The sequence below is a fragment of the Burkholderia sp. BCC0506 genome, from assembly GCF_902833145.1.
Taxonomy (GTDB): Bacteria; Pseudomonadota; Gammaproteobacteria; order Burkholderiales; family Burkholderiaceae; genus Burkholderia.
Genome location: NZ_CADFEN010000005.1, coordinates 1 through 25,252, shown reverse-complemented (window position 1 = coordinate 25,252; position 25,252 = coordinate 1). Strand labels below are relative to the sequence as shown.

21 protein-coding genes are annotated in these 25,252 nt (G+C 66.5%); 4 read left to right on the top strand and 17 right to left on the bottom strand.

What is annotated here, in order from left to right; all coding sequences use genetic code 11:
- Positions 1-184: 184 nt before the first annotated feature.
- A complete protein-coding gene (gene ppsA / locus HWX62_RS12655) occupies positions 185-2,584 on the bottom strand; it encodes a phosphoenolpyruvate synthase (RefSeq protein WP_175928788.1) in 2,400 nt (799 codons plus the stop codon).
- 376 nt (positions 2,585-2,960) lie between these two features.
- On the opposite strand from ppsA, the gene HWX62_RS12650 reads away from it, so the two are divergent.
- Positions 2,961-3,776 carry a pyruvate, water dikinase regulatory protein gene (locus HWX62_RS12650; protein WP_011549549.1) on the top strand — a complete coding sequence of 272 codons (816 nt, stop codon included), beginning with the start codon at positions 2,961-2,963 and terminating at the stop codon, positions 3,774-3,776.
- Between the two features lie 100 nt (positions 3,777-3,876).
- Here the strand turns inward: HWX62_RS12650 and HWX62_RS12645 are convergent, their stop codons facing one another.
- The 16 genes from HWX62_RS12645 to rpsB all read right to left on the bottom strand — a co-directional run bounded on the left by HWX62_RS12645 (position 3,877) and on the right by rpsB (position 19,512).
- Positions 3,877-4,659: an RNA methyltransferase gene (locus tag HWX62_RS12645; RefSeq protein ID WP_175928787.1), complete on the bottom strand. Its 783-nt coding sequence runs from the start codon at positions 4,657-4,659 to the stop codon at positions 3,877-3,879.
- Positions 4,656-5,300: a ribonuclease HII gene (gene rnhB, locus HWX62_RS12640; RefSeq protein ID WP_175928786.1), complete on the bottom strand. Its 645-nt coding sequence runs from the start codon at positions 5,298-5,300 to the stop codon at positions 4,656-4,658. Before rnhB ends, HWX62_RS12645 begins: the two co-directional genes overlap by 4 nt.
- Positions 5,297-6,466 carry a lipid-A-disaccharide synthase gene (gene lpxB, locus HWX62_RS12635; RefSeq protein ID WP_175928785.1) on the bottom strand — a complete coding sequence of 390 codons (1,170 nt, stop codon included), beginning with the start codon at positions 6,464-6,466 and terminating at the stop codon, positions 5,297-5,299. The genes rnhB and lpxB overlap by 4 nt, the downstream gene beginning before the upstream one ends.
- 3 nt (positions 6,467-6,469) lie before the next feature.
- The gene (lpxA, locus tag HWX62_RS12630; RefSeq protein WP_175928784.1) at positions 6,470-7,258 is read right to left on the bottom strand and encodes an acyl-ACP--UDP-N-acetylglucosamine O-acyltransferase; all 789 of its coding nucleotides are present in this window, start codon (positions 7,256-7,258) and stop codon (positions 6,470-6,472) included.
- Between the two features lie 67 nt (positions 7,259-7,325).
- Positions 7,326-7,793 carry a 3-hydroxyacyl-ACP dehydratase FabZ gene (fabZ, locus tag HWX62_RS12625; RefSeq protein WP_006495559.1) on the bottom strand — a complete coding sequence of 156 codons (468 nt, stop codon included), beginning with the start codon at positions 7,791-7,793 and terminating at the stop codon, positions 7,326-7,328.
- Between the two features lie 129 nt (positions 7,794-7,922).
- Positions 7,923-9,002 carry a UDP-3-O-(3-hydroxymyristoyl)glucosamine N-acyltransferase gene (gene lpxD / locus HWX62_RS12620; protein ID WP_175928783.1) on the bottom strand — a complete coding sequence of 360 codons (1,080 nt, stop codon included), beginning with the start codon at positions 9,000-9,002 and terminating at the stop codon, positions 7,923-7,925.
- Positions 9,003-9,018: 16 nt separating this feature from the next.
- On the bottom strand, positions 9,019-9,516 hold the full coding sequence (locus HWX62_RS12615) for an OmpH family outer membrane protein (RefSeq protein WP_175928782.1): 498 nt from the start codon (positions 9,514-9,516) through the stop codon (positions 9,019-9,021).
- Between the two features lie 64 nt (positions 9,517-9,580).
- Positions 9,581-11,890 carry an outer membrane protein assembly factor BamA gene (gene bamA / locus HWX62_RS12610; protein WP_175928781.1) on the bottom strand — a complete coding sequence of 770 codons (2,310 nt, stop codon included), beginning with the start codon at positions 11,888-11,890 and terminating at the stop codon, positions 9,581-9,583.
- 61 nt (positions 11,891-11,951) lie between these two features.
- The gene (rseP, locus tag HWX62_RS12605; protein ID WP_175928780.1) at positions 11,952-13,322 is read right to left on the bottom strand and encodes an RIP metalloprotease RseP; all 1,371 of its coding nucleotides are present in this window, start codon (positions 13,320-13,322) and stop codon (positions 11,952-11,954) included.
- 11 nt (positions 13,323-13,333) lie between these two features.
- Complete coding sequence (locus tag HWX62_RS12600; protein ID WP_175985149.1) at positions 13,334-14,530, bottom strand: 1-deoxy-D-xylulose-5-phosphate reductoisomerase; 1,197 nt, start codon at positions 14,528-14,530, stop codon at positions 13,334-13,336.
- 15 nt (positions 14,531-14,545) lie between these two features.
- On the bottom strand, positions 14,546-15,367 hold the full coding sequence (locus tag HWX62_RS12595; RefSeq protein WP_175928778.1) for a phosphatidate cytidylyltransferase: 822 nt from the start codon (positions 15,365-15,367) through the stop codon (positions 14,546-14,548).
- The gene (gene uppS / locus HWX62_RS12590; protein ID WP_175928777.1) at positions 15,361-16,143 is read right to left on the bottom strand and encodes a polyprenyl diphosphate synthase; all 783 of its coding nucleotides are present in this window, start codon (positions 16,141-16,143) and stop codon (positions 15,361-15,363) included. Before uppS ends, HWX62_RS12595 begins: the two co-directional genes overlap by 7 nt.
- 49 nt (positions 16,144-16,192) lie before the next feature.
- Entirely contained in the window at positions 16,193-16,753 is a 561-nt protein-coding gene (frr, locus tag HWX62_RS12585) for a ribosome recycling factor (protein ID WP_006752152.1), read from the bottom strand.
- Between the two features lie 104 nt (positions 16,754-16,857).
- Entirely contained in the window at positions 16,858-17,571 is a 714-nt protein-coding gene (pyrH, locus tag HWX62_RS12580) for a UMP kinase (protein WP_006402648.1), read from the bottom strand.
- A 156-nt stretch (positions 17,572-17,727) separates the two neighbouring features.
- Positions 17,728-18,609, bottom strand: coding sequence for a translation elongation factor Ts (gene tsf / locus HWX62_RS12575; RefSeq protein ID WP_040144485.1), 882 nt, complete (start codon positions 18,607-18,609; stop codon positions 17,728-17,730).
- A 162-nt stretch (positions 18,610-18,771) separates the two neighbouring features.
- Complete coding sequence (rpsB, locus tag HWX62_RS12570) at positions 18,772-19,512, bottom strand: 30S ribosomal protein S2 (RefSeq protein WP_059450023.1); 741 nt, start codon at positions 19,510-19,512, stop codon at positions 18,772-18,774.
- Between the two features lie 379 nt (positions 19,513-19,891).
- Here rpsB and map point away from each other — a divergent pair, with 379 nt between their 5' ends.
- Genes map through HWX62_RS12555 form a run of 3 tightly spaced genes read left to right on the top strand, consistent with a single transcriptional unit; the run spans position 19,892 to position 25,105 of the window.
- Positions 19,892-20,707, top strand: coding sequence for a type I methionyl aminopeptidase (gene map, locus HWX62_RS12565; protein ID WP_175928776.1), 816 nt, complete (start codon positions 19,892-19,894; stop codon positions 20,705-20,707).
- 47 nt (positions 20,708-20,754) lie between these two features.
- Positions 20,755-23,331 (top strand): [protein-PII] uridylyltransferase, encoded by a 2,577-nt coding sequence (locus HWX62_RS12560; protein WP_175928775.1) that lies wholly within the window; start codon positions 20,755-20,757, stop codon positions 23,329-23,331.
- A 16-nt stretch (positions 23,332-23,347) separates the two neighbouring features.
- Positions 23,348-25,105, top strand: a complete 1,758-nt coding sequence (locus tag HWX62_RS12555; RefSeq protein ID WP_175928774.1) for a pseudouridine synthase — start codon at positions 23,348-23,350, stop codon at positions 25,103-25,105.
- The last annotated feature ends 147 nt before the right edge of the window (positions 25,106-25,252 follow it).

Sequence of the window (25,252 nt, the reverse complement as noted above, 5' to 3'; positions counted from 1 at the left end):
GGCTCACTATATTCGCTACGCTCGCCGCTGTGCGAAGCGGTCGTCACGCTCGAGAGGGCCCTGCGCGTACCGACGAAAAAAAACACCCCGGTGCTTACCGGGGTGTTTATAGCACGAACCTTGCATTTTGCCTTCAACGAAAGCGCGGCGGACCGCGCTTTCGACGAAGTTGCATGACCGATCGTTACTTGCGGTTGGCGAGCGCCTGCCACGTATCGATGATCGTGTCGGGGTTCAGCGAGATCGACACGATGCCTTCGTCGGTGAGCCACTGCGCGAAGTCCGGGTGATCGGACGGGCCCTGGCCGCAGATCCCGACGTACTTGCCCATCTTGCGGCAGGTATCGATCGCACGCTTGAGCAGGAACTTGACGGCCGGGTCGCGCTCGTCGAAGTCGACGGCCAGCAGTTCCATGCCCGAGTCGCGGTCGAGGCCGAGCGTGAGCTGCGTGAGGTCGTTCGAGCCGATCGAGAAACCGTCGAAGAACTGCAGGAAGTCTTCGGCGAGGATCGCGTTGGTCGGGACTTCGCACATCATCACGAGGCGCAGGCCGTTTTCGCCGCGCTTCAGGCCGAACTTCTCGAGCAGGCCGACGACGCGCTCCGCCTGCTTCACGGTCCGCACGAACGGCACCATGATCTCGACGTTGGTCAGGCCCATCTCGTCACGCACGCGCTTCAGTGCACGGCATTCCATCTCGAACGCCTGCGCGAAGTCGTCGGCGATGTAGCGCGACGCACCGCGGAAGCCCAGCATCGGGTTTTCCTCGTCCGGCTCGTAACGCGAACCGCCGATCAGCTTCTTGTACTCGTTCGACTTGAAGTCGGACAGACGCACGATCACGGGCTTCGGATAGAACGCCGCGGCGATCGTCGCGACGCCTTCCGTCAGCTTGTCGACGTAGAACTGACGCGGCGACGCATGGCCGCGCGCGACGCTCTCGACCGCCTTCTTCAGGTCCTGGTCGATGTTCGGGTACTCGAGAATCGCCTTCGGATGGACGCCGATGTTGTTGTTGATGATGAACTCGAGACGCGCGAGACCCACGCCGCCGTTCGGCAGTTGCGAGAAGTCGAACGCGAGCTGCGGGTTGCCGACGTTCATCATGATCTTGACCGGGATTTCCGGCAGTTCGCCGCGCTGCACTTCCGTGACTTCCGTCTCGAGCAGCCCGTCGTAGATCTTGCCTTCGTCGCCTTCCGCGCACGACACGGTGACGAGCGCGCCGTCCTTCAGCACGTCGGTCGCATCGCCGCAGCCGACGACGGCCGGCACGCCCAGCTCACGCGCGATGATCGCCGCGTGGCAGGTACGGCCGCCGCGGTTCGTGACGATCGCCGCGGCACGCTTCATCACCGGCTCCCAGTTCGGGTCGGTCATGTCGGCCACCAGCACGTCGCCCGGCTGCACGCGTTCCATTTCCGACGGATCCTGGATCACGCGCACGGGGCCCGCGCCGATCTTCTGGCCGATCGCGCGGCCCGTGGCGAGCACCTGCGACTGGCCCTTCAGCTTGAAGCGCTGCTCGGCCTTGCCGCTCGCCTGGCTCTTCACCGTTTCCGGACGTGCCTGCAGGATGAAGATCTTGCCGTCGCGGCCGTCCTTGCCCCACTCGATGTCCATCGGGCGCTGGTAGTGCTTCTCGATGATGACCGCGTACTTCGCGAGCTCGATCACGTCCTCATCGGTGATCGAATAGCGGTTGCGCTGCTCGTGCGGCACGTCGACCGTCTTCACGCGACCCGGCTCGCCCGGCTGCGTGAATTCCATCTTGATCAGCTTCGAGCCGATCGAGCGGCGGATGATCGGGTACTTGTCCTGCGCGAGCGTCGTCTTGAACACGTAGAACTCGTCCGGGTTCACCGCGCCCTGCACGACGGTTTCGCCCAGGCCGTAGCTCGACGTGATGAACACGGCGTCCTTGAAGCCCGACTCGGTATCGATCGTGAACATCACGCCGGCCGCGCCGACGTCCGAGCGGACCATGCGCTGCACGCCGGCCGACAGCGCGACTTCGGCGTGCGTGAAGCCCTTGTGCACGCGGTACGAGATCGCGCGGTCGTTGTACAGCGACGCGAACACGTGCTTCATGCGATCGAGCACGTCCTCGATGCCGACGACGTTCAGGTACGACTCCTGCTGGCCGGCGAACGATGCGTCGGGCAGGTCTTCCGCGGTCGCGGACGAGCGCACGGCGAACGACAGCTCGCTCGGCGAACCGTTCTTGAGCACTTCGAACTGCGCGCGGATGTCCTGCTCGAGACGCGGCTGCAGCGGCGCGTCGACGATCCACTTGCGGATTTCGGCACCGGCTTCGGCGAGCGCCTTCACGTCGTCGATGTCGAGCGACTCGAGACGCTTGGCGATGCGATCGGTGAGGTCGTTGTGCTTGAGGAAATCGCGGAACGCGAGCGCGGTCGTGGCGAAACCGGTGGGTACGCGAACGCCTGCCTCGGAAAGCTGGCTGATCATCTCGCCGAGCGACGCGTTCTTGCCGCCCACGATTTCCACATCGGTCATCCGCAACTGCTCGAACGGAATTACATACGCCTGGTCCTTTGCGACGTTTGCTGCGTTAGTCATACAAGCCCCTAAGTGTGAAAAAAATGCTCGATCGCGCAAGTGGGCTCGAACGCGGGCGCTTGCAAAAAGGCGCGGCGCGTCTTGCGCAACCTGTTAGATAAACACTCGCAGCGGCGGAAATCTTCCGACCCGATTTGCAAAAATCCCGGCAGAAGGGCGATATTTGCAGACAAATCGCCAGACTTGCCGGGAATTCCGGAATCGCGCGGCCCAGCCACGGGGCGCCGTTCGCGCCCTGCCCCCGCAATTGCTTATCCAACAGGTTGCCGCTATTCTACCGTGCCGGCTGCCGGATGTGGCGCGACCTTGTCACTGCGCCTGGAGGCTCGCCTCCAGCCGCCCGCGCAACTGCCCTTCACGCTCGACGCCCAGATTCATGCTGCCTACCGTATTCATCGTCTCCGACGGCACCGGGATCACTGCCGAAACCTTCGCGCATTCGATCCTCTCCCAGTTCGACCAGAAATTCCGCCTCGTGCGCGTGCCGTTCGTCGACTCGCTCGACAAGGCCTATGCGACCGTCGAGAAGATCAACGAGGCCGCCGTGCACGACGGCCGGCGCGCGATCGTGTTCACGACGCTCGTCGACAGCGAGTCGAACGACATCGTCAAACGCTCGAACGCGCTCGTGCTCGACATGTTCCAGCGCTTCGTCGAGCCGCTCGAGCAGGAACTGGAGCTCAAGTCGAGCCACGCGATGGGTCGCGGCCACCAGAACGCGGACACCGAGGAATACAAGACGCGAATCGAGGCGATCAACTTCTCGCTCGCGCACGACGACGGCCAGTCGAACCGCAACCTGTCGGAAGCCGACGTGATCCTCGTCGGCGTGTCGCGCAGCGGCAAGACGCCGACGAGCCTGTATCTCGCGATGCAGTACGGCGTGAAGGCGGCCAACTATCCGCTGATTCCGGAGGATTTCGAACGCGGCAAGCTGCCGTCGGCGCTGGCGCCGTACAGCGAGAAGCTGTTCGGGCTGTCGATCGACCCGCAGCGCCTGTCGGAGATCCGCAACGAGCGCCGCCCCGGCAGCAAGTACGCGGCGCCCGAGAACTGCCGCTACGAGATCAACGAAGCCGAAGCGATGATGCGCCGCGAGGGAATCAAGTGGCTGTCGTCGACGCACAAGTCGATCGAGGAAATCGCGACGACGATCCTGCAGGAAATCCGCCTCGACCGGCAGTCGTACTGAGCGCGGATGCGCCGGCGGCCGTCCGGCGGGCGCCGAAAGCAACAAGGCCGCGTCAAACGCGGCCTTGTTTCGTTTTACGGCAAATACGATGCGCGCGGCATCACGCAGGCCGCTGCTGCCGCACCTGCTCGAACAGGCACACCGCGGCGGCCGCCGCAACGTTCAACGACTCCATCCCGCCCGGCTGCGGAATCGTCACGCGATGCGTGGCCGCGTCGCGCCAGAATGCCGACACGCCGGCGCCTTCGTTGCCGAACACCCACGCGACGGGCCCCGACAGGTCGCAGTCGTAGAGCGCCCGCGCGCCGTGCGAATCGGTCAGCGCAACCGGTACGTCGAGGCGTTCGGCAAGCGCCGCCGCTTCGACGTCCTCATGGATCGACAGCAGGAAATGCGCGCCCATGCCCGAGCGCAGCACCTTCGACGACCACGCGTAAGCCGTTCCCGGCGCGCAGAACACGTGACGCACGCCGGCCGCCGCCGCGCTGCGCAGGATCGAGCCGACGTTGCCCGCGTCCTGCACGCCGTCGAGCACGACCGACGTATGCGTGACGCGCCCGGGCAGCGGTTGCGCCGGCCGATCGACCAGCAGCAGGAAGCCGACGCCGTTGACGACGTTCGACAACTGCCCGAACAGCGCGTCCGGCAGCGTGACGATCCGCTGCGCGTCGATGCGCGCGACGAGCGCCTGCGCCTCGGCGTGGCCGAGCGCCCCTTCGGTCGTGACGCACAGCTCGGGCGTCGCGCCCGTATCGAGATACGCGCTCGCGAGATGGAAACCTTCGAGCAGCGCCTGGCCGCTGCGGCGCTGATGGGGCGTCGAACCCGCAAGCGCCTTCAGGCGCTTGTACAGCGGGTTGTCGCGGGAAGTGATGCTTTTCATCGAATCAGATCGAGCGCCTCGCGAACCGGCGCGAACGAGCGGCGATGCGCTTCGCACGGGCCGTGTTCGCGCAGGGCGGCAAGATGTTTCGGGGTACCGTAACCGGCGTGCACGTTGAAGCCGTACACCGGAAAGCGTTCGTGCAGGTCGACCAGCATGCGATCGCGCGTGACCTTCGCGAGGATCGACGCGGCCGAGATGCTCGGCACGAGCGCATCGCCGCTGACGATCGCCTCGGCGCGCACGCTCAGCGTCGGACAGCGGTTGCCGTCGATCTGTGCAAGCGTCGGCAGTACCGACAGGCCTTCGACGGCCCGCTTCATCGCGAGCATCGTCGCGTGCAGGATGTTCAGCGTATCGATCTCGTCGACGCTCGCCGACGCGACGCAATACGCGTGCGAACGCGCGACGATCAGGTCGTACAGCATGTCGCGCTTCTTCGCGGACAGCGCTTTCGAATCGTCGAGCCCGTCGATCGGCCGCGCCGGATCGAGGATCACCGCGGCGGCCACGACCGGCCCCGCGAGCGGGCCGCGTCCGGCTTCGTCGACGCCGCACACGATCTCGTCCGGGCGGCTGAAATCGAAACCGCCCTGCATATCGCTCGACGCGCGGTGGCGCGGTGCGCGGACGGCCGTCATGCGCGCCTCTTGCGTTGTTCGAGCACGCGCACGACGGCCTCGGCGGCCTTCGCGGCCGTGTTCTGCCGCAGCGAAAGATGCATTTCGGTAAACACTTCGGTCAGCGTGCGGCGGTTCGCGTCGTCGCGCAGCTGCGTGAGCGTCGCATCGGCGAGCGCCTCGGGCGTCGCGAAATGCTGCAGCAGCTCGGGCACGACGAAGCGCCCCGCCAGGATGTTCGGCAAGCCGACATACGGCAGGTAGCCCTGCCGGCGCATGATCTGCCCCGTCAGCCAGGGCACCTTGTACGAGATCACCATCGGCTTCTTCAGCAGCGCGGCTTCCAGCGTGACGGTACCGCTCTTCACGAGGATCGCGTCGGCGGCCGTCATCGCGACCTGCGAGCGGCCGTCGGTGATCGTCAGCGCGAGCTGCGGATGCGCGTCGACGAGCGGCTGCAGCAGTTCGCGCAGCGCGGGCGTCGCCGCCGGCATCACGAAACGCACGCCGGGTTCGCGCTGCTGCATCAGCGCCATCGCCGCAAAGAACGTCGGGCCGATCAGCGCGATCTCCGAGCGCCGGCTGCCCGGCAGCACCGCGATCACGGGGCCGTCGGCCGGCAGACCCAGCGCGATGCGCGCGCCGTGCGTGTCGGGTTCCAGCGGGATGTCGTCGGCCAGCGGATGGCCGACGTACGTCGATGCGACGCCGGCCTTGTCGAGAATCACCGGTTCGAACGGGAACAGGCACAGCATGTGATCGACCGACTTCGCGATCTTCTTGATCCGGCCGCCGCGCCACGCCCAGATCGACGGGCACACGAAGTGGATCGACGGGATGCCCGCGTCGCGCGCGGCCTGCTCGACGTTGAAATTGAAATCGGGGGCATCGACGCCGATGAACGCGTCCGGCCGCTCGGCGAGCAGCTGGCGCTTCAGTTCGCCGCGAATCCGCAGGATCTCGGGAATCTGGCCCAGCGCCTCGACATAGCCGCGCACGGTGAGCTTGTCCATCTGCCAGTGCGAGTCGAAGCCCTGCGCGAGCATGCGCGGCCCGCCGATCCCGTAATACTGGGCCGATTCGGGCAGCCGCTCGCGCAGCCCGCCGAGCAGCGACGCCGCGAGCAGATCGCCCGACGGCTCGCCGGCCACCATCGCAAGCCTGAGCTGATTGGTCGGGAGCGGCATCGCTTAGCGGATGATGCCGCGTTGCGACGCGTCGATGAACTCGACGAGCGCCTTCACCGGCGCATCGCCGTCGCCGCCCGCTTCCGCGAGTTCGCGCAGTTGCACCTTCGCTTCCTCGAGCGACAGGCTGTTCTTGTACAGCACGCGGTACGCGCTGCGCAGCGCCGAAATCGCGTCGGCCGAGAAGCCGCGCCGGCGCAGCCCTTCGACGTTGATCCCGTGCGGCTCGGCCTTGTTGCCGGCCGCGATCACGAACGGCGGGACGTCCTGCACGAGCGCCGACGCGCCGCCCAGCATCGCGTGCGCGCCGATGCGCACGAACTGGTGCACGCCCGACATCCCGCCGACGATCGCGAAGTCGCCGATCTCGACGTGACCGGCCATCTGCGCGTTGCTCGACAGGATCACGTTGTTGCCGACGCGGCAGTCATGGCCGATGTGCACGTAGGCCATGATCCAGTTGTCGTCGCCGAGCGTCGTCACGCCAGCGTCCTGCACGGTGCCCGTGTGGATCGTCGTGAATTCGCGGATCGTGTTGCGGTTGCCGATCACGAGCTTCGTCGGCTCGTCCTTGTACTTCATGTCCTGCGGACGGCCGCCGACCGATGCGTAATGGCCGATGCGGTTGTCCTCGCCGAGCGTCGTGTGGCCTTCGATCACGCTGTGCGAGCCGATGGTCGTGCGCGCGCCGATCGTGACGTGCGGGCCGACGATCGCGTACGGGCCGATCTCGACCGATTCGTCGATCTGCGCGCCCGGCTCGACGATCGCGGTAGGATGAATCCTGGTCATGCGCCGTTGCCTCTCGATATGATGTGTCGCGTTGCTCGCGGTATGTTGTCCATGCGTGCCGCGTCGCTCAGGGCGCCGCGTCGGCCGTCTTGACCGTGCACATCAGTTCGGCTTCCGCCGCGACCTTGCCGTCGACTTCCGCCACCGCCTTGAACTTCCAGATGCCCCGGATGTAGCGCTCGAACGTCACGTTCAGGATCAGCTGATCGCCCGGTTCGACCACGCGCTTGAAGCGCGCGCCGTCGATCCCGACGAAGTAATACAGCGTGTTCTCCGGATCCTTCGGCTGCTCTTCCGCGAACGTCAGCAGCGCCGCGGCCTGGGCGAGCGCCTCGAGGATCAGCACGCCCGGCATCACCGGCCGCTTCGGGAAGTGCCCCTGGAAGAACGGCTCGTTGATCGACACGTTCTTCAGCGCTTTGATCCCTTTGTGCGGCTCGAGTTCGAGCACGCGGTCGACGAGCAGAATCGGGTAGCGATGCGGCAGCAGCGTGAGGATCTTGTGGATGTCGAGATTGATTTTTTCAGTGCTCATGATGGTTCGTCTCACGCAGAAGCTGCGCGGTGGTGATGCAAAGGCTGAAGCGGGCCGCCGCGCGGCCCAGTCTGGCAAACCGGGCCGGTTGCGCTGGCCGTGCCCGGTTCGTGGTCTCGCATGATGCGCTCAGGCGTGGGTGCCGCCCTGGGCGGCGAGCGCGGCTTCGAGCGCCTTGATGCGCTCGCGCAGCTTGTCGAGGTTGCGCACGAGCGCGGCGCTCTTGTTCCATTCGCCGTGGTCGACGGCCGGGAACGCGCTGGTATAGATGCCGGCCTTCGGCAGCGACTTCGATACGCCCGACTTCGCGGTGATGATCACATAGTCGCCGAGCGTCACGTGGCCGGCGATCCCGGCCGCGCCGCCGATCATGCAGTGACGGCCGATCGTCGTGCTGCCCGCGATGCCCGCGCTGCCGGCGATCACCGTATACGCGCCGATCCGGCAGTTGTGGCCGATCTGCACCTGGTTGTCGATCTTCACGCATTCCTCGATGACGGTGTCCGCCATCGCGCCGCGATCGATCGTCGTGTTCGCGCCGATTTCGACGTCCGGGCCGATCGTCACGCCGCCGACCTGCGGGATCTTGACCCAGCTGCCGGTGCGCGCGTCGCCGTCGCCGACGAAATCCGGTGCGAAGCCGAAGCCGTCGGAACCGATCACGGCGCCCGCGTGGACGATCGCGCGCGGGCCGATCTTGCAGCCGTGGTACACCGATGCGTTCGGATAGAAGTGCGAGCCGGCGCCGATCGTCGTGCCGCGGCCGACGAATACGTTCGCGTCGAGCTGCACGCCGTCCTCGATCACCGCGCCGGCCTCGATCGTCACGTGCGGGCCGATCACCGCGGTCGCGGCGACCTGCGCGGCCGGATCGATCGTCGCGCTCGGATGCACGCCGGCCGCACGCGGCGGCGTGGCGAGATCGATGAACATCTGCGCGACGCGTGCGAAATACGCGTACGGGTTCGGCGTGACGATGAAATTGCGACCGTTGGCGGCCGCGCCCAGCTTTGCCAGATCCTTCGGTGCGATCAGGACCGCACCGGCGCGGGTCGACTCGACCTGCGACAGGTACTTCGGGTTCGCGAGGAACGCGAGCTGCTGAGGGCCTGCCTGGTCGAGCGGCGCGAGCCCGCCGACCTTGCACTGTGCGTCGCCGGCGATCTCGCCGCCGAACCGCTTTACGAGTTCCTCGAGCGTCAATGCCATTCGTCGTCTGCTCCGTTCAGTTCGTCGAGCCGGACGCGAGCGCCTTGAGCACCTTGTCGGTGATGTCGATGCGCGGGCTGACGTACACGGCTTCCTGCACGATCAGATCGTAATTCTGCTGCTCGGCGATCTGCTTGATGACCTTGTTCGCCTTGTCCAGCACGGCCGCCAGTTCCTCGTTGCGACGCTGGTTCAGGTCTTCGCGGAACTCGCGCTGCTTGCGCTGGAAGTCGGTGTCGAGCTGCGCCAGATCGCGCTGCTTCTGCGCGCGATCGGCCGCCGACAGCGACGCGCCGTTCTTGTCCAGCGAATCGGACATCGACTTCAGACGTGCCGCCAGGTCCTGCAGATCCTTGTCACGCTTCGCGAACTCGGCTTCGAGCTTCGTCTGCGCCGCCTTCGCGGGCGCCGACTCGCGCAGAATCCGATCCGAATTGACCGCCGCGATGCGGGCGACGTCCTGTGCGTGCACCGTTGCCGCGCCCAGGGCCAGCGCAACGGTCAGCGCGCACATCACTCGTTTCGAAAACTTACCGGTTAGCAAAATTACCCTCTCGTTGCTGTTGTCATGCGTTCGGTCAGAACGCCGTCCCGATCTGGAACTGGAATTTCTGGTACTGGTCGCCTTCGTGCTTCTGCAGCGGGAAGCCGAGGCTCAGCTTCAGCGGGCCGATCGGCGAGATCCACGCGAGACCCACACCGTAGCCGTAGCGCAGGCCGTTGGCGCCCGTACTCGTGCCGCCCGGCGCATTGCCCCACACGTTACCGCCGTCGAGGAACGTGAACACGCGCAGCGTGCGGTCGTAACCCGTGCCCGGCAGCGGGAACGTCAGCTCGATGTTGCCGACGACCATCTTCGAACCGCCGATCGGGTCGTTCGTCTTCGTGTCGCGCGGGCCCAGCGAACTCGGCTCGTAGCCACGCACGGAGCCGATACCGCCCGCGTAGTAGTTCTTGAAGATCGGGTACGGGTTGCCGATACCGTTACCGTAGCCGCCTTGCAGGTTCAGGCCCAAGATGAAGCCGCGCGAGAACGAATAGTAGTACTGCGCCTGCAGGTCGGCCTTGTAGTACTGGATCTTGCCGACCGGCACGCCGTATTCGACGTTCGCCTGCGTGAAGTAGCCGCGGCTCGGAATCAGCGCGCTGTCGCGCGCGTCGCGCGACCAGGCCACCGTCAGCGGCACCGTGTTCGACACGCGGCCGAACTCGTTCACGTAATCCTGGTAGCTCTGCGGCGTGTTCGAATCGACGTCGAGACGGTTCTGCTCGAAGCCCGCGCCGAAGTAGACGGTGTCGACTTCCGAGAACGGGATGCCGAACTTCAGGTTGCCGCCCGCGCTGATGATCCGGAAGCTCGAACTCGTCGAATAATAAAGCGGCTGGTACGTGCGGTAGTAGACGTCCGTGATCCGCTTGATGCCGTCGACCGTGAAGTACGGGTCGACCTGCGTGACGGTCAGCGTCCGGTAGCTCTTCGCGGTGTTGACGTTCACCGACAGGCTGGTGCCCGAGCCGAACACGTTGTCCTGCGACACGCCGGCCGACAGCACGACCTTGTCCGTCGACGAGAAGCCCGCGCCGAGCGTGATCGCGCCGGTTGGCTTTTCGTCGACCTTCACGTTCACGTCGACCTGGTCGTTCGTGCCTTCGACCGGCACCGTCGTCACGTCGACGTTGGTGAAGTAGCCGAGACGGTTCACGCGATCCTTCGACAGCGCGAGGCGGTTCGAGTCGAACCACGAGCTTTCGAGCTGGCGCATTTCGCGGCGCACCACTTCGTCGCGCGTACGCGTGTTGCCGACCACGTTGATGCGGCGCACGTACACGCGGCGGCTCGGATCGACGACGAGATTCAGGTTCACCTTGTGGTTCGCCTGGTCGATGTCCGGCTGCGCGTTGACGGTCGCGAATGCGTAGCCGTATTCGCCGAGCTTGTCGACGATCGACTTGGTGGTCTGCTGCAGCTTTTCGGCCGAGAAGCGGTCGCCCGGCTTGATCTTGATCAGCTTGTTGAGTTCGGCCTCGCGATCGAGCAGGTTGCCCGACAGCTTGATGCCCGACACCGTGTACGGCTCGCCTTCGTGCAGCGTGACCGTCAGGTACATGTCCTTCTTGTCCGGCGAGATCGACACCTGGGTCGACTCGATGTTGAACTCGAGGTAACCGCGATTCAGGTAGTACGAGCGCACGGCCTCGAGGTCGCCCGTGAGCTTTTCCTTCGAGTACAGGTCGTTCTTCGTGTACCAGGAGAACCAGTTCGGCGTCGACAGCTGCATCTCGTCGCGCAGCGTGCTGGTGCTGAACGCCTTGTTGCCGATGAAGTTGATCTGGCGGATTTTCGCGCTCGGGCCTTCGGCCACCGCGAACAGGATCGACACGCGGTTCGCGTCGACCGGCGTGACCGTCGTCTTGACCTCGGCCGCATAGAAGCCGCGCGTCAGGTACTGGCGCTTGAGCTCCTGCTCCGCCTTGTCGACGAGCGCCTTGTCGTAGTAGCGGCCGTCGGCGAGGCCGACCGCGCGCAGCGCCTTCGTCAGGTTGTCCTTGTCGAATTCCTTCGTGCCGGTGAAGTCGATCGACGCGATGGCCGGACGCTCCTGCACCTGCACGATCACGACGTTGCCCTGCGTGGCGATGCGCACGTCGTTGAAAAAGCCCGTCGCGTACAACGCGCGGATTGCTTCGGATGCCTTGTCGTCCGTGAAGGTATCGCCCTGCTTGATCGGCAGATAGGCGAACACCGAACCCGCTTCGACGCGCTGCAGCCCCTCGATCTTGATGTCTTGCACCACGAACGGTGCCGCTGCATGCGCCGCGAGGCCGTGCGCGGCGAGCGCGGCCGCTGCAACTGTCTTAGGTACAAAGCGATGAGGTTTGAACAACATGCATCCCCAATATTTAGCTGCATCAAATCGGGCGGCTGGCCAGCGGCCGCCGCCTGACGCTTCAGAAATGGATTAACCGAGCCAGATCGTTGAACAGCGCGATCGCCGACAATGCGACGATGCAGATCAACCCGGCTCTTTGCAGAATCAGTTGCCAACGCTCCGAGACGGCTTTCCCGGTCGCGGCTTCAACCGCATAATATAACAGATGCCCCCCGTCCAAAACGGGAATCGGCAACAAGTTCAGGACGCCAAGGCTAATGCTGACAAGGGCGAGGAACGACAGGAACGCCGACGGACCGAGTCGCGCGCTCTTGCCTGCGTAGTCGGCGATCGTCACCGGGCCGGACAGGTTCTTCAGCGACGCGTTGCCCGTGATCATCCGCCCGAACATCTTCAGCGAATACACGGAAATGTCCCACGTGCGCCGCGCGCCGAGCCGCAGGCTCTCGACCGGCCCGTAGCGCACGTCCACCGACGGCGCGTGCATCGACAGCGCCGCGCCGATGCGGCCGACCTGCTGCCCCGATTCGTCGTCGCGCTGCATCCGCGGCACGATCGACACCGTCTGCGCGGCGCCGTTGCGCTCGATCTGCAGCTCGAGCGGCTGGCCCGCATGGTGCTTCACCGTATCGATGAAGCGGGACCCGCCGCCGACCGGCTTGCCGTCGAGCGCGACCAGCTTGTCGCCGGCCTTCAGGCCGGCCTGCTCCGCCGCGCTGCCGGGCTGCACCGACGCGACCGACAACGTGCCGCCGCCGGCCTCGAAGCCCAGATGAGCCATGAAGTCGTCGTCGAGCTGGCTGTCGGGCACGTTGCGAAGGTCGACCCGGAAATCGAACGTCGCGTTGCCGTCGCGCGCGCCGAGCACGACCTCGCGATGGTCGAACGCGGCCGACAGCAGCTTCCAGCGCAGGTCCGACCACGATCGCACCGGCTCGGACTCGCCGCCTTGCGCGTTGCGGATCGACACGACCGTCTCGCTGCCGTCGAAGCCCGCGCGGGCCGCCACCGTGCCGGCGGCCGGCGGCGCGACGATCGCGGCCGGCTCGGTCACGCCGGTGGCGAATACGAGGGAAAACAGCGCGATTGCCAGCAGGAAGTTCGCAACCGGCCCGGCCGCGACGATCGCGATGCGCTTGTAGACGGATTGGCGGTTGAACGCCTGGCCGAGCGCTTCGGGTGCGATGCCCGGGCCCGGATCGCGCTCGTCGAGCATCTTCACGTAGCCGCCGAGCGGCAGCGCGGACAGCGTCCACTCGGTGCCCGTCCTGCGGCTGACCCAGCGCGCGACGGGCTGGCCGAAGCCGATCGAGAAACGCAGCACCTTCACGCCGCACCAGCGCGCGACGCGATAGTGCCCATACTCATGCACGACGACCAGTACCCCGATCGCCACCGCAAACGCGACCAGTTCGACCAGCACGTTCATGAGCACCCCATTCAGACAGTACGCTCCACGCGTGGCGCAGGCGCTTTCGCAATGATCGCGGCGGCGAGGCGGCGCGCCTCGGCATCCGCCGCGAGGACGTCGTCGAGCCCGTCGGGCGTGCGGTTCGGCAGCGTGTTGAGCACGGCGTCGACCGTCGCCGCGATCGCCATGAAGCCGATCCGGCGCTCGAGAAAGGCTTCGACCGCCACTTCGTTCGCCGCGTTCAATGCGGCGCTCGCGATGCCGCCTTCGTCGAGCGCCTTCAGCGCGAGCGCGAGGCACGGGAAGCGCGCGTAATCGGGCTTCTCGAACGACAGCTGGGCGATCTGCGCGAGATCGAGCTGGTCGACACCCGCGTCGACGCGCTCGGGAAACGCGAGCGCGTGTGCGATCGGCGTGCGCATGTCGGGGTTGCCGAGCTGCGCGAGCACCGAGCCGTCGCGGTACGACACGAGCGAATGGATCACGCTCTGCGGGTGGATCAGCACGTCGATCCGGTCGCCCGGCAGCCCGAAGATCCAGTGCGCCTCGATCACCTCGAGGCCCTTGTTCATCATCGTCGCGGAATCGACCGAGATCTTGCGGCCCATCACCCAGTTCGGGTGCTTGCACGCCTCGTCCGGCGTCACGTCGACGAGCGTGGCCGGCTCGCGCGTGCGGAACGGGCCGCCCGACGCGGTCAGGATGATCTTCGAGATTCCGCCGTGCTCGGCCGCGTCGCGCGGCATGCTCTGGAAGATCGCGTTGTGTTCGCTGTCGACCGGCAGCAGGATCGCGCCATGGTCGCGCACGGCGTCCATGAAGATCGCGCCCGACATCACGAGCGCTTCCTTGTTCGCGAGCAGGATCCGCTTGCCGGCGCGCGCGGCCGCCAGGCTCGGCGCGAGGCCGGCCGCGCCGACGATCGCCGCGACCACCGTGTCGCAGCCGTCGCTCGTCGACACGTCGACGAGCGCCTGCGGCCCGTGCAGCACGACCGTCTTGCTGCCCGCCGCGCGCAGTTTCGCGTCGACGTGCGCGGCCGTCGCGGCATCGCCGACCACGGCCACTTCGGGCGCGAAACGCAGACACTGCTCGACGAGCTTGTCGCCGTTGCGGTGCGCGGTCAGCGCGTAGACCGAGAAGCGCTCGGGATGGCGCGCGACCACGTCGAGCGTGCTGTCTCCGATCGAGCCCGTGGAACCGAGCAATGTCAGACGTTTTTGCATAACAGGAATAAGGGTTTAACCAAGCAGCAGCATCGCGAGCGGCAGCACCGGCAGCAGCGCGTCGACACGATCGAGCACGCCGCCGTGGCCCGGCAGCAGTCCGCTCGAATCCTTCACGCCCGCCTGCCGCTTCAGCAGCGACTCGAACAGGTCGCCGATCACGCTGTACGCGACCAGCAGCGTCAGCGCGGCCCACGCGCCGGGCATGCCGTAGCGCGCGGCGAATGCGGAAAACAGGGTCGGTTCGAATGCGTGCACGACCATCGCGACACCGGCCACGACCATCACCGCGAACCAGCCGCCGATCGCGCCCTCCCAGCTCTTGCCGGGGCTGATCGTGACGGCCAGTTTACGCTTTCCGAAGGCCTTGCCCGCGAAGTATGCGCCGATATCGGCCAGCCAGACGACCAGAAGCAGCGATAGCACGAACGGCACGCCCTGCGCGCGGGCTGCAACGAGCGCGTGCCAGCAGGCGGCGAACACGACGAGACCGGCGGCCAGCAGGAACGGGCGCCAGACGCCGCCCGCGAGTTCGGGCTTGCGCCGCAGCGCGAACGGGCCGACCAGCAGCCAGAACACGCCGGCCGCCATGAAAAGGGGACGGGACGAAGCCGCATCGACGCCGAGCGGCGTGGTGGCCGCGAGCGCGAGCGCCGCGACGAGCGCATAGACAATCGGGCCGGCGCCGCCGAGCTTCAGGAGGCGCGCCCACTCCCACGCGGCGAACACCAGCACGACGCCGATCAGCGCGCCGAACCCGGCGAGCGGCGCGAACAGCGTCACCGGCAGCAGCACCGCCAGCATCGCGATCGCCGTGATCACACGGGTTTTCAGCATGAAAGGGAGTCGGCGTTCTGCGATTGCGGTTCGAGCTGCGCACTGGTGCGCCCGAAACGGCGCTCGCGCTCGGTATACGACGCCATCGCGTCGGCCAGTGCCGCGCCGTCGAAATCCGGCCAGTACTTGTCGGTGAAATAGAATTCGGCGTACGCGAGCTGCCACAGCAGGAAGTTGCTGACACGCTGCTCGCCGCCGGTGCGGATGAAAAGATCGGGCTCCGGCGCGTAGGCCATTGCCAGGTGCGGCGCGAAGGCTTCCTCGGTCACTTCGACCTCGCGACCTTCGCGCACGGCCTGCTCGACGAGCTTCTTCGTCGCCTGCAGGATGTCCCACCGGCCGCCGTAGTTGGCCGCGATGGTGAGCGTCAGACGGGTATTGCGCGCCGTCTTGGTTTCGGCGCGGCGAATCAGTTCGCGGATGCGCGGCTCGAAACGGTCGAGATCGCCGACGACACGCAGGCGGATCCCGTTCGCGTGCAGCTTGCCCACTTCGCGCTCGAGCGCGGTGATGAACAGCCGCATCAGGAACGACACTTCGTCGGTCGGCCGACGCCAGTTTTCCGAACTGAACGCGAACAGCGTCAGGTACTCGACGCCGGCGCGCGCGCAGCCTTCGACCACCGCCCGCACGGCATCGACGCCGCGGGTGTGCCCCGCGACGCGCGGCAAGCGGCGTTCGGTCGCCCAACGGCCGTTGCCGTCCATGATGATCGCGATGTGACGCGGCACGACGCCGACGTCAGGCACGCGAACGGTAGAGCTGGTATAGGTCATGGCCGTTGAGACAGTAATGCGGGAAGAAGGCGGCGCGCGAGGACGGTCGTCAGACCGTCATGATCTCGGCTTCCTTGCTCTGCACGAGCTTGTCGACTTCGGCAACGTGCTTGTCGGTCAGCTTCTGCACGTCGTCGCTCGCGCGGCGCTCGTCGTCTTCCGAGATTTCCTTGTCCTTCACGAGCTTCTTCAGCGCTTCGTTCGCGTCGCGGCGCAGGTTGCGGATCGCGACCTTGGCCGTTTCGCCTTCGCTCTTCACGACCTTGGTCAGCTCGCGGCGGCGCTCTTCCGTCAGCGCGGGCATCGGCACGCGGATCAGGTCGCCGGCCGTTGCCGGGTTCAGGCCCAGGTCCGCTTCGCGGATGGCCTTCTCGACCTTCGCGACCATGTTCTTTTCCCACGGCTGCACGCCGATCGTGCGCGCATCGACGAGCGTCAGGTTCGCGACCTGCGAGATCGGCACCATCGAGCCGTAGTAGTCGACCTGCACGTGATCGAGCAGACCGGTGTGTGCACGGCCCGTACGGATCTTGGCCAGATCGTTCTTGAACGCTTCGATCGAGCGCTGCATCTTTTGCTCGACGCCCTTCTTCACATCAGCGACACTCATTTCAACCTCCGAACCTTCAAACCTTCAAAGAACGCGAGCTCCGCCCGGCGCATGTCGCGCGCCGCGGCCGGCAACCCGCGCCGTTCGCCCGCATCCGCGGGAGTTTACACGTGGACGAGCGTACCTTCGTCCTCGCCCAGCACGATGCGCTTGAGCGCGCCCGGCTTGTTGATCGAAAACACGCGAATCGGCAGTTTCTGGTCGCGGCACAGCGCAAACGCCGTCGCGTCCATCACCTGCAGGTTGCGGCTGATCGCCTCGTCGAAGCTGATCGTCGTGTAGCGCGTGGCCGACGGATCCTTCTTCGGATCGGCAGAATATACGCCATCGACCTTGGTCGCCTTCAGCACGACTTCGGCACCCACTTCCGAACCGCGCAGCGCCGCGGCGGTATCCGTCGTGAAGAACGGGTTGCCGGTACCGGCCGCGAAGATCACGACGCGGCCTTCCTCGAGCTGGCGGATCGCGCGAGGCCGGATGTACGGCTCGACGACCTGGTCCATGCGCAGCGCGGACTGCACGCGCGCCTCGATGCCGGCGTGGCGCATCGCGTCCTGCAGCGCCAGCGCGTTCATCATCGTGGCCAGCATCCCCATGTAGTCGGCCGTCGCGCGGTCCATGCCGGCCGCGCCGCCCGCGACACCGCGGAAAATATTACCGCCACCGATCACGACCGCGAGCTGCGTACCGAGACGCACGACTTCGGCGATATCCGCCACCATCCGCTCGATCGTCGCGCGATTGATGCCGAAGGCATCGTCGCCCATCAGCGCTTCGCCGGAGAGTTTGAGGAGGACGCGTTTATAGGCATTGGACATAGGGGCTTCCGAGCGACGAGAGGATGACAACCACGAACTGTAGGGGCGAAATACTGATTCGGGCAAGCGCCGACGACCGGACCGGGGTTCCCGGCCGGCCGGCGGCGCCGCCGGCCGCGGCGGAGCGGACGCCCGCCGCGGATACTGCCTGACTGCTTACTGCTGCTTTGCTGCTGCGACTTGCGCGGCCACTTCGGCGGCGAAGTCGTCCTGGCGCTTCTCGATGCCTTCGCCGACGACGAACAGCGCGAACTTCTGCACCGCCGCATTCGCTGCCTTCAGCATCTGCTCGATCGTCTGCTTGTCGTTCTTCACGAACGTCTGGTTCAGCAGCGACACTTCCTTCAGGTACTTCTGGACGCTGCCGTCGACCATCTTCGCGACGATTTCGGCCGGCTTGCCCGATTCCGCAGCCTTCTGCTCGGCCACGCGGCGTTCCGTCTCGATCAGTTCCGCCGGCACGTCGGCCGACGACAGCGCGACCGGCTTCATCGCCGCGATGTGCATCGCGACGTCCTTGCCGACCTGCTCGTCCGCGCCCGTGTACTCGACGATCACGCCGATACGCGCGCCGTGCAGGTACGTCGCGATCTTGTTCGCGGTTTCGAAACGGACGAAACGGCGGATCGAGATGTTCTCGCCGATCTTGCCGACCAGCGCCAGACGCACTTCGTCGACCGTCTTGCCGTCGAGCGGCAGTGCCGACAGCGCGGCCACGTCGGCCGGGTTCTTCGTCGCGACGAGTTCCGCCACCGTCTTCGAGAACGCGAGGAAGTCGTCGTTCTTCGCGACGAAGTCGGTTTCGCAGTTCAGTTCGACCAGCGCGCCTGCGTTGCCGCCGACGAACGATGCGACGACGCCTTCGGCCGTCACGCGCGATGCCGCCTTGCTCGCCTTGTTGCCGAGCTTGACGCGCAGCAGTTCTTCAGCCTTGGCCAGATCGCCGTCGGCTTCCGTCAGCGCCTTCTTGCACTCCATCATCGGTGCGTCGGTCTTTGCGCGCAGTTCTGCCACCATGCTTGCGGTAATTGCCGCCATCATTCGCTCCTTGAGTCTGTATTCACAACGCCGCCCGCTTGGACGCGAACGGCCGAGATTCGTTTCCGGACCCGCGCCGCTTCGGCGCGATCAGGTCCGGCGCACAAGCTTAAAAAAAGGGGGCCTGTTGAGAGCCCCCTTTTTGCGCCGGCTCGGGGCCAGTTACGCGTTTTCCTCGACGTACTCGTCGTCGCCACGCACAGCCTGGACCACTTCGTTGACCGCGTTCGCACGGCCTTCGAGGATCGCATCGGCCACGCCCTGCGCGTACAGCGCGACTGCCTTGCTCGAGTCGTCGTTACCCGGGATCACGTAATCCACGCCTTCCGGCGAGTGGTTCGTATCGACCACGGCGATGACCGGCACGCCCAGCTTGTTCGCTTCCGTGACGGCGATCTTGTGGTAGCCGACGTCGACGACGAAGATCGCGTCCGGAATGCCGCCCATGTCCTTCACGCCGCCGATCGACTTCTGCAGCTTGGCGATTTCGCGCTCGAACAGCAGCGCTTCCTTCTTGCTCATCTTCTCGAGCTCGCCCGCCTCGACGGCCGCTTCCATGTCCTTCAGGCGCTTGATCGACACCTTCAGCGTCTTGAAGTTCGTCATCATGCCGCCGAGCCAGCGTGCGTTGACGTACGGCATGCCCGCACGTTGCGCTTCCTGGGCGATCGTGTCACGCGACTGGCGCTTCGTGCCGACGAACAGGATCGTGCCGCGGTTCGCTGCCAGCTGGCGCACGTACTTCTGTGCGTCCGTGAACATCGGCAGCGTCTTTTCGAGGTTGATGATGTGAATCTTGTTGCGGTGACCGAAAATGAACGGAGCCATCTTCGGGTTCCAGAAGCGCGTCTGGTGACCGAAGTGGACACCCGCTTCCAGCATTTGGCGCATCGTGACTGCCATGTAAATTCTCCACGAGGGTTGGGTCTTAAGCCGGCCGCCGTACCGCCGCGCGAACCCGCCCCGCTGGGCGCGAATTCCGCGCGGCCGGCACCCTGGTTGCGCCGGCTTGCGATTCGGCACGCGCAAAAACGCCCGTGCCGTAAGCCTGTCACCGCGATGCCACCCCAAATTGGGGCAAATTCGGCATTTGGATATCGACTTAGCCAGAGAGTATAGCACGCCGATTTGTCCGCTCTCAAGTCGCGCGGCACTTTCGCGTGCCGCGCGGCAGCGGGCCGGACAATCCGCGAAAACCCGCATCCGCGCGGCCGGCAGGGGCTGCGAGGCCCGCCATAAGGTGCGATAATCCGTCAATTCACCGCATTCCAGGCATACCTCGATGGCTATTACGCTCAAAAACGAACACGATATCGCGGAGATGCGCGTCGCCTGCCGTCTCGCGAGCGAAGTGCTCGACTTCATCACGCCGCACGTGGTCGCGGGCGTCACGACCGCCGAACTCGACCGCCTCTGCCACGAGTACATGCTCAACGAGCAAGGCACGATCCCCGCGCCGCTGAACTATCAGCCGCCCGGCTATCCGCCGTACCCGAAGGCCACCTGCATTTCGGTCAACGACGTGATCTGCCACGGCATTCCCGGCGAGAAGGTGCTCAAGAACGGCGACGCGCTGAACATCGACATCACCGTGATCAAGAACGGCTACTTCGGCGACACCAGCCGGATGTTCATCGTCGGCGAGGGGTCGATCCTCGCGAAGCGCCTCGTGCAGACCACCTACGAATGCATGTGGCTCGGCATCGACCAGGTCAAGCCCGGCGCGCACCTCGGCGACATCGGCTACGCGATCCAGAAGCACGCGGAGGCACAGGGCTACAGCGTCGTGCGCGAATACTGCGGGCACGGCATCGGCACGGTGTTCCACGAGGATCCGCAGGTCGTCCACTACGGCCGCCCGGGCACCGGCATCGAGCTGAAGGCCGGGATGATCTTCACGATCGAGCCGATGATCAACGCCGGCAAGCGCGACATCCGCACGATGCCCGACCAGTGGACGGTCAAGACGCGCGACCGCAGCCTGTCCGCGCAGTGGGAGCATACGGTGCTCGTCACCGAAACCGGCTACGAAGTGCTGACCGTGTCGGCCGGCACGCCGGCGCGCCCCGTGTTCGCTCAGCCGGCCGCCGCCGTCTGAGCGCCGTCGCATCCGATCGCCCCACTTTCGCACCTGAACGGCCGCCCATGAGCGCTCACGCTGCCCCCTCGCCCGAAGCGCTGTCGCGGCGCGCCGAATTCAAGGCCGCCAAGACGGAGATGCTCGAGCGTTTTCGCCGCGCGGCGAACGTCGCGTCGCTGATGCACGCGCTGTCGAAACTCACCGACGACGCATTGAAGCGCGTGTGGGACGACTGCGGGCTGCCCGCGACGCTCGCGCTCGTCGCGGTCGGCGGCTACGGGCGCGGCGAGCTCGCGCCCTATTCCGACGTCGACATCCTCGTGCTGCTGCCCGAGGCGCACGACGCGGCGCTCGACGCGCGCATCGAGCGCTTCATCGGCATGGCGTGGGACCTCGGCCTCGAGATCGGCAGCAGCGTGCGTACGGTCGCGCAATGCATCGAGGAGGCGTCGCAGGACGTCACGGTGCAGACCTCGCTGCTGGAAGCGCGCCGCATCGTCGGCAGCACCGCGCTGTTCGAGCGCTTCACCGTGCGCTACCACGAAGCGCTCGACGCCCGCGCGTTCTTTACCGCGAAGGTGCTCGAGATGCGCCAGCGCCACGCGAAGTTCCAGGACACGCCGTACAGCCTCGAGCCGAACGTGAAGGAAAGCCCCGGCGGCCTGCGCGACCTGCAGACGATCCTGTGGATCGCGCGCGCGGCCGGCTTCGGCAGCAGCTGGCGCGAACTCGATACGCGCGGCCTCATCACCGAGCGCGAAGCGCGCGAGCTGCGCCGCAACGAAGGCTTCCTGAAGACGTTGCGCGCCCGGCTGCACGTGATCGCCGGGCGCCGCCAGGACATGCTCGTGTTCGATCTGCAGACGCAGGCCGCCGAGAGCTTCGGCTACCAGCCGACGCAGGCCAAGCGCGCGAGCGAGCAGTTGATGCGCCGCTACTACTGGGCCGCGAAGGCGGTCACGCAGCTCGCGACGATCCTGATCCAGAACATCGAGGCGCAGCTCTTCCCCGCGACGAGCGGCATCACGCGCGTGCTGTCGGCCGATCGCTTCGTCGAGAAACAGGGGATGCTCGAGATCATCGACGACGGCGTGTTCGAACGCCATCCCGACGCGATCCTCGAAGCCTTCCTGCTGTACGAAACGACGCGCGGCGTGAAGGGCCTGTCCGCCCGCACGCTGCGTGCGCTGTACAACTCGCGCGAAATCATGAACAATGCGTGGCGCCGCGATCCGCAGAACCGCCGCACGTTCATGCAGATCCTGCAGCAGCCCGAGGGCATCACGCATGCGTTCCGGCTGATGAACCAGACGAGCGTGCTCGGCCGCTACCTGCTGAATTTCCGCCGCATCGTCGGCCAGATGCAGCACGACCTGTACCACGTGTACACGGTCGACCAGCACATCCTGATGGTGCTGCGCAACATCCGCCGCTTCGCGGTGGCCGAGCATGCGCACGAATACCCGTTCTGCAGCCAGCTGATCGGCAACTTCGAGCGCCCGTGGGTGCTGTATGTCGCGGCGCTGTTCCACGACATCGCGAAAGGCCGCGGCGGCGATCACTCGACGCTCGGGATGGCCGACGCACGGCGCTTCTGCCGCGAGCACGGCATCGCCGGCGACGACGCGGCGCTGATCGTGTGGCTCGTCCAGCATCACCTGACGATGAGCCAGGTCGCGCAGAAACAGGACACGAGCGACCCCGAGGTCATCAAGCGTTTCGCCGAAATCGTCGGCAACGAACGCTACCTCACCGCGCTCTACCTGCTGACCGTCGCCGATATCCGCGGCACGAGCCCGAAGGTGTGGAACACGTGGAAGGGCAAGCTGCTCGAGGATCTCTACCGCATCACGCTCGCGGTGCTCGGCGGCGCGAACCCCGACGCGCACTCGGAGCTGAAGTCGCGGCAGGAGCAGGCGCTCGCGCTGCTGCGCCTGGAAACCGTGCCCGACGACGCGCACCGCGCGTTGTGGGATCAGCTCGACGTCGGCTTCTTCCTGCGTCACGACGCGGCCGACATCGCGTGGCAGACGCGCGTGCTGTACCGGCACGTGAACGCCGAAACGGCGATCGTCCGCGCACGGCCGTCGCCGATCGGCGACGCGCTGCAGGTGCTCGTGTACGTGAAGGACCGCCCCGACCTGTTCGCGGGCATCTGCGCGTATTTCGACCGCAACGGGCTGTCGGTGCTCGACGCGCGCGTCAGCACCACGCGCCATGGTTATGCGCTCGACAACTTCATCGTCACGCAGACCGAACACGACGTGCGTTACCGCGACATCGCGAATCTCGTCGAGCAGCAACTCGCGACGCGGCTCGCCGAAACCGCGCCGCTGCCGGAACCGGCGAAGGGGCGCCTGTCGAGGCTGTCCCGGACGTTTCCGATCACGCCGCGCGTCGACCTGCGGGCCGACGAGCGCGGCCAGTACTACATCCTGTCCGTGTCGGCCAACGACCGGCCGGGCCTTCTCTATTCGATCGCGCGCGTACTCGCCGAGCACCGGATCGGCGTCCATGCGGCGCGGATCAATACGCTCGGCGAGCGCGTCGAAGACATCTTCCTGCTCGCGGGCGCCGGCCTGTCCGACAACCGCCTGCAGATCCAGCTCGAAACCGAATTGCTGCGCGCGATCGCAGTCTGAATGAATCCCAGCGTTTATGCGCACCAAATTAACCGTCAAGAATCCGAAGCCGGCGTCGCCGACTCGCGCCCCTGTCCGCTCCGGCAGCCTCGTCGCCCGCAAGGCCGTGCGTCCCGCCGCGCCGCCCGCAGCGGCCAAGCCGGCCCGCCCGAAGCAGGCGCCCGCGGCGGGCGCCACCACCGGCGAGCGCTCGTTCAAGCCGCGCGGTGCTGCTGGCGCCGAGCGCTCGGGCGCGGATCGCGCACCGGCCAAGCGCGCGCCGCGTGAAGGCGGTGCCGAGCGCGGCACGCGTGCGCCGTATCGCGACAACGCGACCGGCGAAGGTGCGAAGCGCAGTTTCGGCGAGCGCCGCACGTCGTCGGATCGCCCGCCGCGCCGTAGCGATGACGATGCACGTCCGCGTCGTGCAGCAGGTGGCGACGAAGGCAAGCGCCCGTCCTACCGCGACAAGCCCGCCGGCGAAGGCGCGAAGCGCAGCTTCGGCGACCGCCGCCCGTCGTCCGATCGCCCGCCGCGCCGTAGCGACGACGATGCACGTCCGCGCCGTGCAGCAGGTGGCGACGAAGGCAAGCGCCCGTCCTACCGCGACAAGCCCGCCGGCGAAGGCGCGAAGCGCAGCTTCGGCGATCGCCGCACGTCGTCCGAGCGCCCGCCGCGCCGTAGCGACGACGATGCACGTCCGCGCCGCGCAGCAGGCGGCGACGACAGCAAGCGCCCGTCCTACCGCGACAAGGCGGCCGGCGAAGGTGCGAAGCGCAGCTTCGGCGACCGCCGCCCGTCGACCGATCGCCCGCCGCGCCGCAACGATGACGATGCACGCCCGCGCCGCGCAGCAGGCGCCGACGACAGCAAGCGCCCGTCCTACCGCGACAAGGCAGCCGGCGACGGTGCGAAGCGCAGCTTCGGCGACCGCCCGGCCCGGCCCGCGCGCGACGGCGAGCGCCGCTCGTTCGGCGCGGTCAAGACCGCGCAACCCGTCAAGCGCCAGGCCGCCGACGTCGACCGCGGCGACGAAACGGGCTTGATGCGCCTGTCGAAGCGAATGTCCGAACTCGGCATGTGCTCGCGCCGCGAAGCCGACGAATGGATCGAAAAGGGCTGGGTGCTCGTCGACGGCGAACGCATCGACACGCTCGGCACCAAGGTGCGCGCCGACCAGAAGATCGAGATCGACGAGCGGGCGAGCGCCGCGCAGGCCGCGCAAGTGACGATCCTGCTGCACAAGCCGGTCGGTTACGTGTCGGGCCAGGCGGAAGACGGCTACGAGCCGGCGTCCGTGCTGATCACGCGCGCGAACCGCTGGAGCGGCGATCATTCGCCCCTACGCTTCTCGCCGCAGCACCTGCATGCGCTTGCGCCGGCCGGCCGTCTCGACATCGACTCCACCGGCCTGCTCGTGCTGACGCAGAACGGCGTGATCGCGAAGCAGCTGATCGGCGAGCAATCGGACATCGACAAGGAATACCTGGTGCGCGTGCGCTTCGGCGAGCGACTGATCGACATCGACCAGCACTTCCCCGCGGAATCGCTCGCGAAGCTGCGCCACGGCCTCGAGCTCGACGGCGTCCCGCTGAAGCCTGCGATGGTGAGCTGGCAGAACGGCGAGCAGTTGCGCTTCGTGCTGCGCGAAGGCAAGAAGCGCCAGATCCGCCGCATGTGCGAACTGGTCGGCCTCGACGTGATCGGCCTGAAGCGCGTCCGGATGGGCCGCGTGATGCTCGGCGCGCTGCCGCAGGGCCAATGGCGCTACCTGTCCGCCGACGAGACGTTCTGACCGCAGGCACGCCCGGCGCGCCAAGCAATGAAAAAGCCCGCTCGAGCGGTAATGCCGTTCAGTTAAGGTTTTTCCGAAGATATCGAACGGAATAGCGAGCAGGACGGGACTTGACGGCCCGATCGCATTTGCGATCGGGCCGTTTTA

Bases quoted from the DNA above. Each gene is read 5' to 3' on its own strand.
- HWX62_RS12595 (WP_175928778.1), bottom strand. From the start codon at position 15,367: ATGCTGAAAACCCGTGTGATCACGGCGATCGCGATGCTGGCGGTGCTG.
- HWX62_RS12560 (WP_175928775.1), top strand. From the start codon at position 20,755: ATGAGCGCTCACGCTGCCCCCTCGCCCGAAGCGCTGTCGCGGCGCGCC.
- HWX62_RS12615 (WP_175928782.1), bottom strand. From the start codon at position 9,516: ATGTGCGCGCTGACCGTTGCGCTGGCCCTGGGCGCGGCAACGGTGCAC.
- frr (WP_006752152.1), bottom strand. From the start codon at position 16,753: ATGAGTGTCGCTGATGTGAAGAAGGGCGTCGAGCAAAAGATGCAGCGC.
- HWX62_RS12650 (WP_011549549.1), top strand. From the start codon at position 2,961: ATGCTGCCTACCGTATTCATCGTCTCCGACGGCACCGGGATCACTGCC.
- ppsA (WP_175928788.1), bottom strand. From the start codon at position 2,584: ATGACTAACGCAGCAAACGTCGCAAAGGACCAGGCGTATGTAATTCCG.
- rseP (WP_175928780.1), bottom strand. From the start codon at position 13,322: ATGAACGTGCTGGTCGAACTGGTCGCGTTTGCGGTGGCGATCGGGGTA.
- lpxD (WP_175928783.1), bottom strand. From the start codon at position 9,002: ATGGCATTGACGCTCGAGGAACTCGTAAAGCGGTTCGGCGGCGAGATC.
- fabZ (WP_006495559.1), bottom strand. From the start codon at position 7,793: ATGAGCACTGAAAAAATCAATCTCGACATCCACAAGATCCTCACGCTG.
- HWX62_RS12555 (WP_175928774.1), top strand. From the start codon at position 23,348: ATGCGCACCAAATTAACCGTCAAGAATCCGAAGCCGGCGTCGCCGACT.
- rnhB (WP_175928786.1), bottom strand. From the start codon at position 5,300: ATGACGGCCGTCCGCGCACCGCGCCACCGCGCGTCGAGCGATATGCAG.
- HWX62_RS12645 (WP_175928787.1), bottom strand. From the start codon at position 4,659: ATGAAAAGCATCACTTCCCGCGACAACCCGCTGTACAAGCGCCTGAAG.
- HWX62_RS12600 (WP_175985149.1), bottom strand. From the start codon at position 14,530: ATGCAAAAACGTCTGACATTGCTCGGTTCCACGGGCTCGATCGGAGAC.
- uppS (WP_175928777.1), bottom strand. From the start codon at position 16,143: ATGACCTATACCAGCTCTACCGTTCGCGTGCCTGACGTCGGCGTCGTG.
- lpxB (WP_175928785.1), bottom strand. From the start codon at position 6,466: ATGCCGCTCCCGACCAATCAGCTCAGGCTTGCGATGGTGGCCGGCGAG.
- rpsB (WP_059450023.1), bottom strand. From the start codon at position 19,512: ATGGCAGTCACGATGCGCCAAATGCTGGAAGCGGGTGTCCACTTCGGT.
- bamA (WP_175928781.1), bottom strand. From the start codon at position 11,890: ATGTTGTTCAAACCTCATCGCTTTGTACCTAAGACAGTTGCAGCGGCC.
- map (WP_175928776.1), top strand. From the start codon at position 19,892: ATGGCTATTACGCTCAAAAACGAACACGATATCGCGGAGATGCGCGTC.
- tsf (WP_040144485.1), bottom strand. From the start codon at position 18,609: ATGGCGGCAATTACCGCAAGCATGGTGGCAGAACTGCGCGCAAAGACC.
- lpxA (WP_175928784.1), bottom strand. From the start codon at position 7,258: ATGACCAGGATTCATCCTACCGCGATCGTCGAGCCGGGCGCGCAGATC.
- pyrH (WP_006402648.1), bottom strand. From the start codon at position 17,571: ATGTCCAATGCCTATAAACGCGTCCTCCTCAAACTCTCCGGCGAAGCG.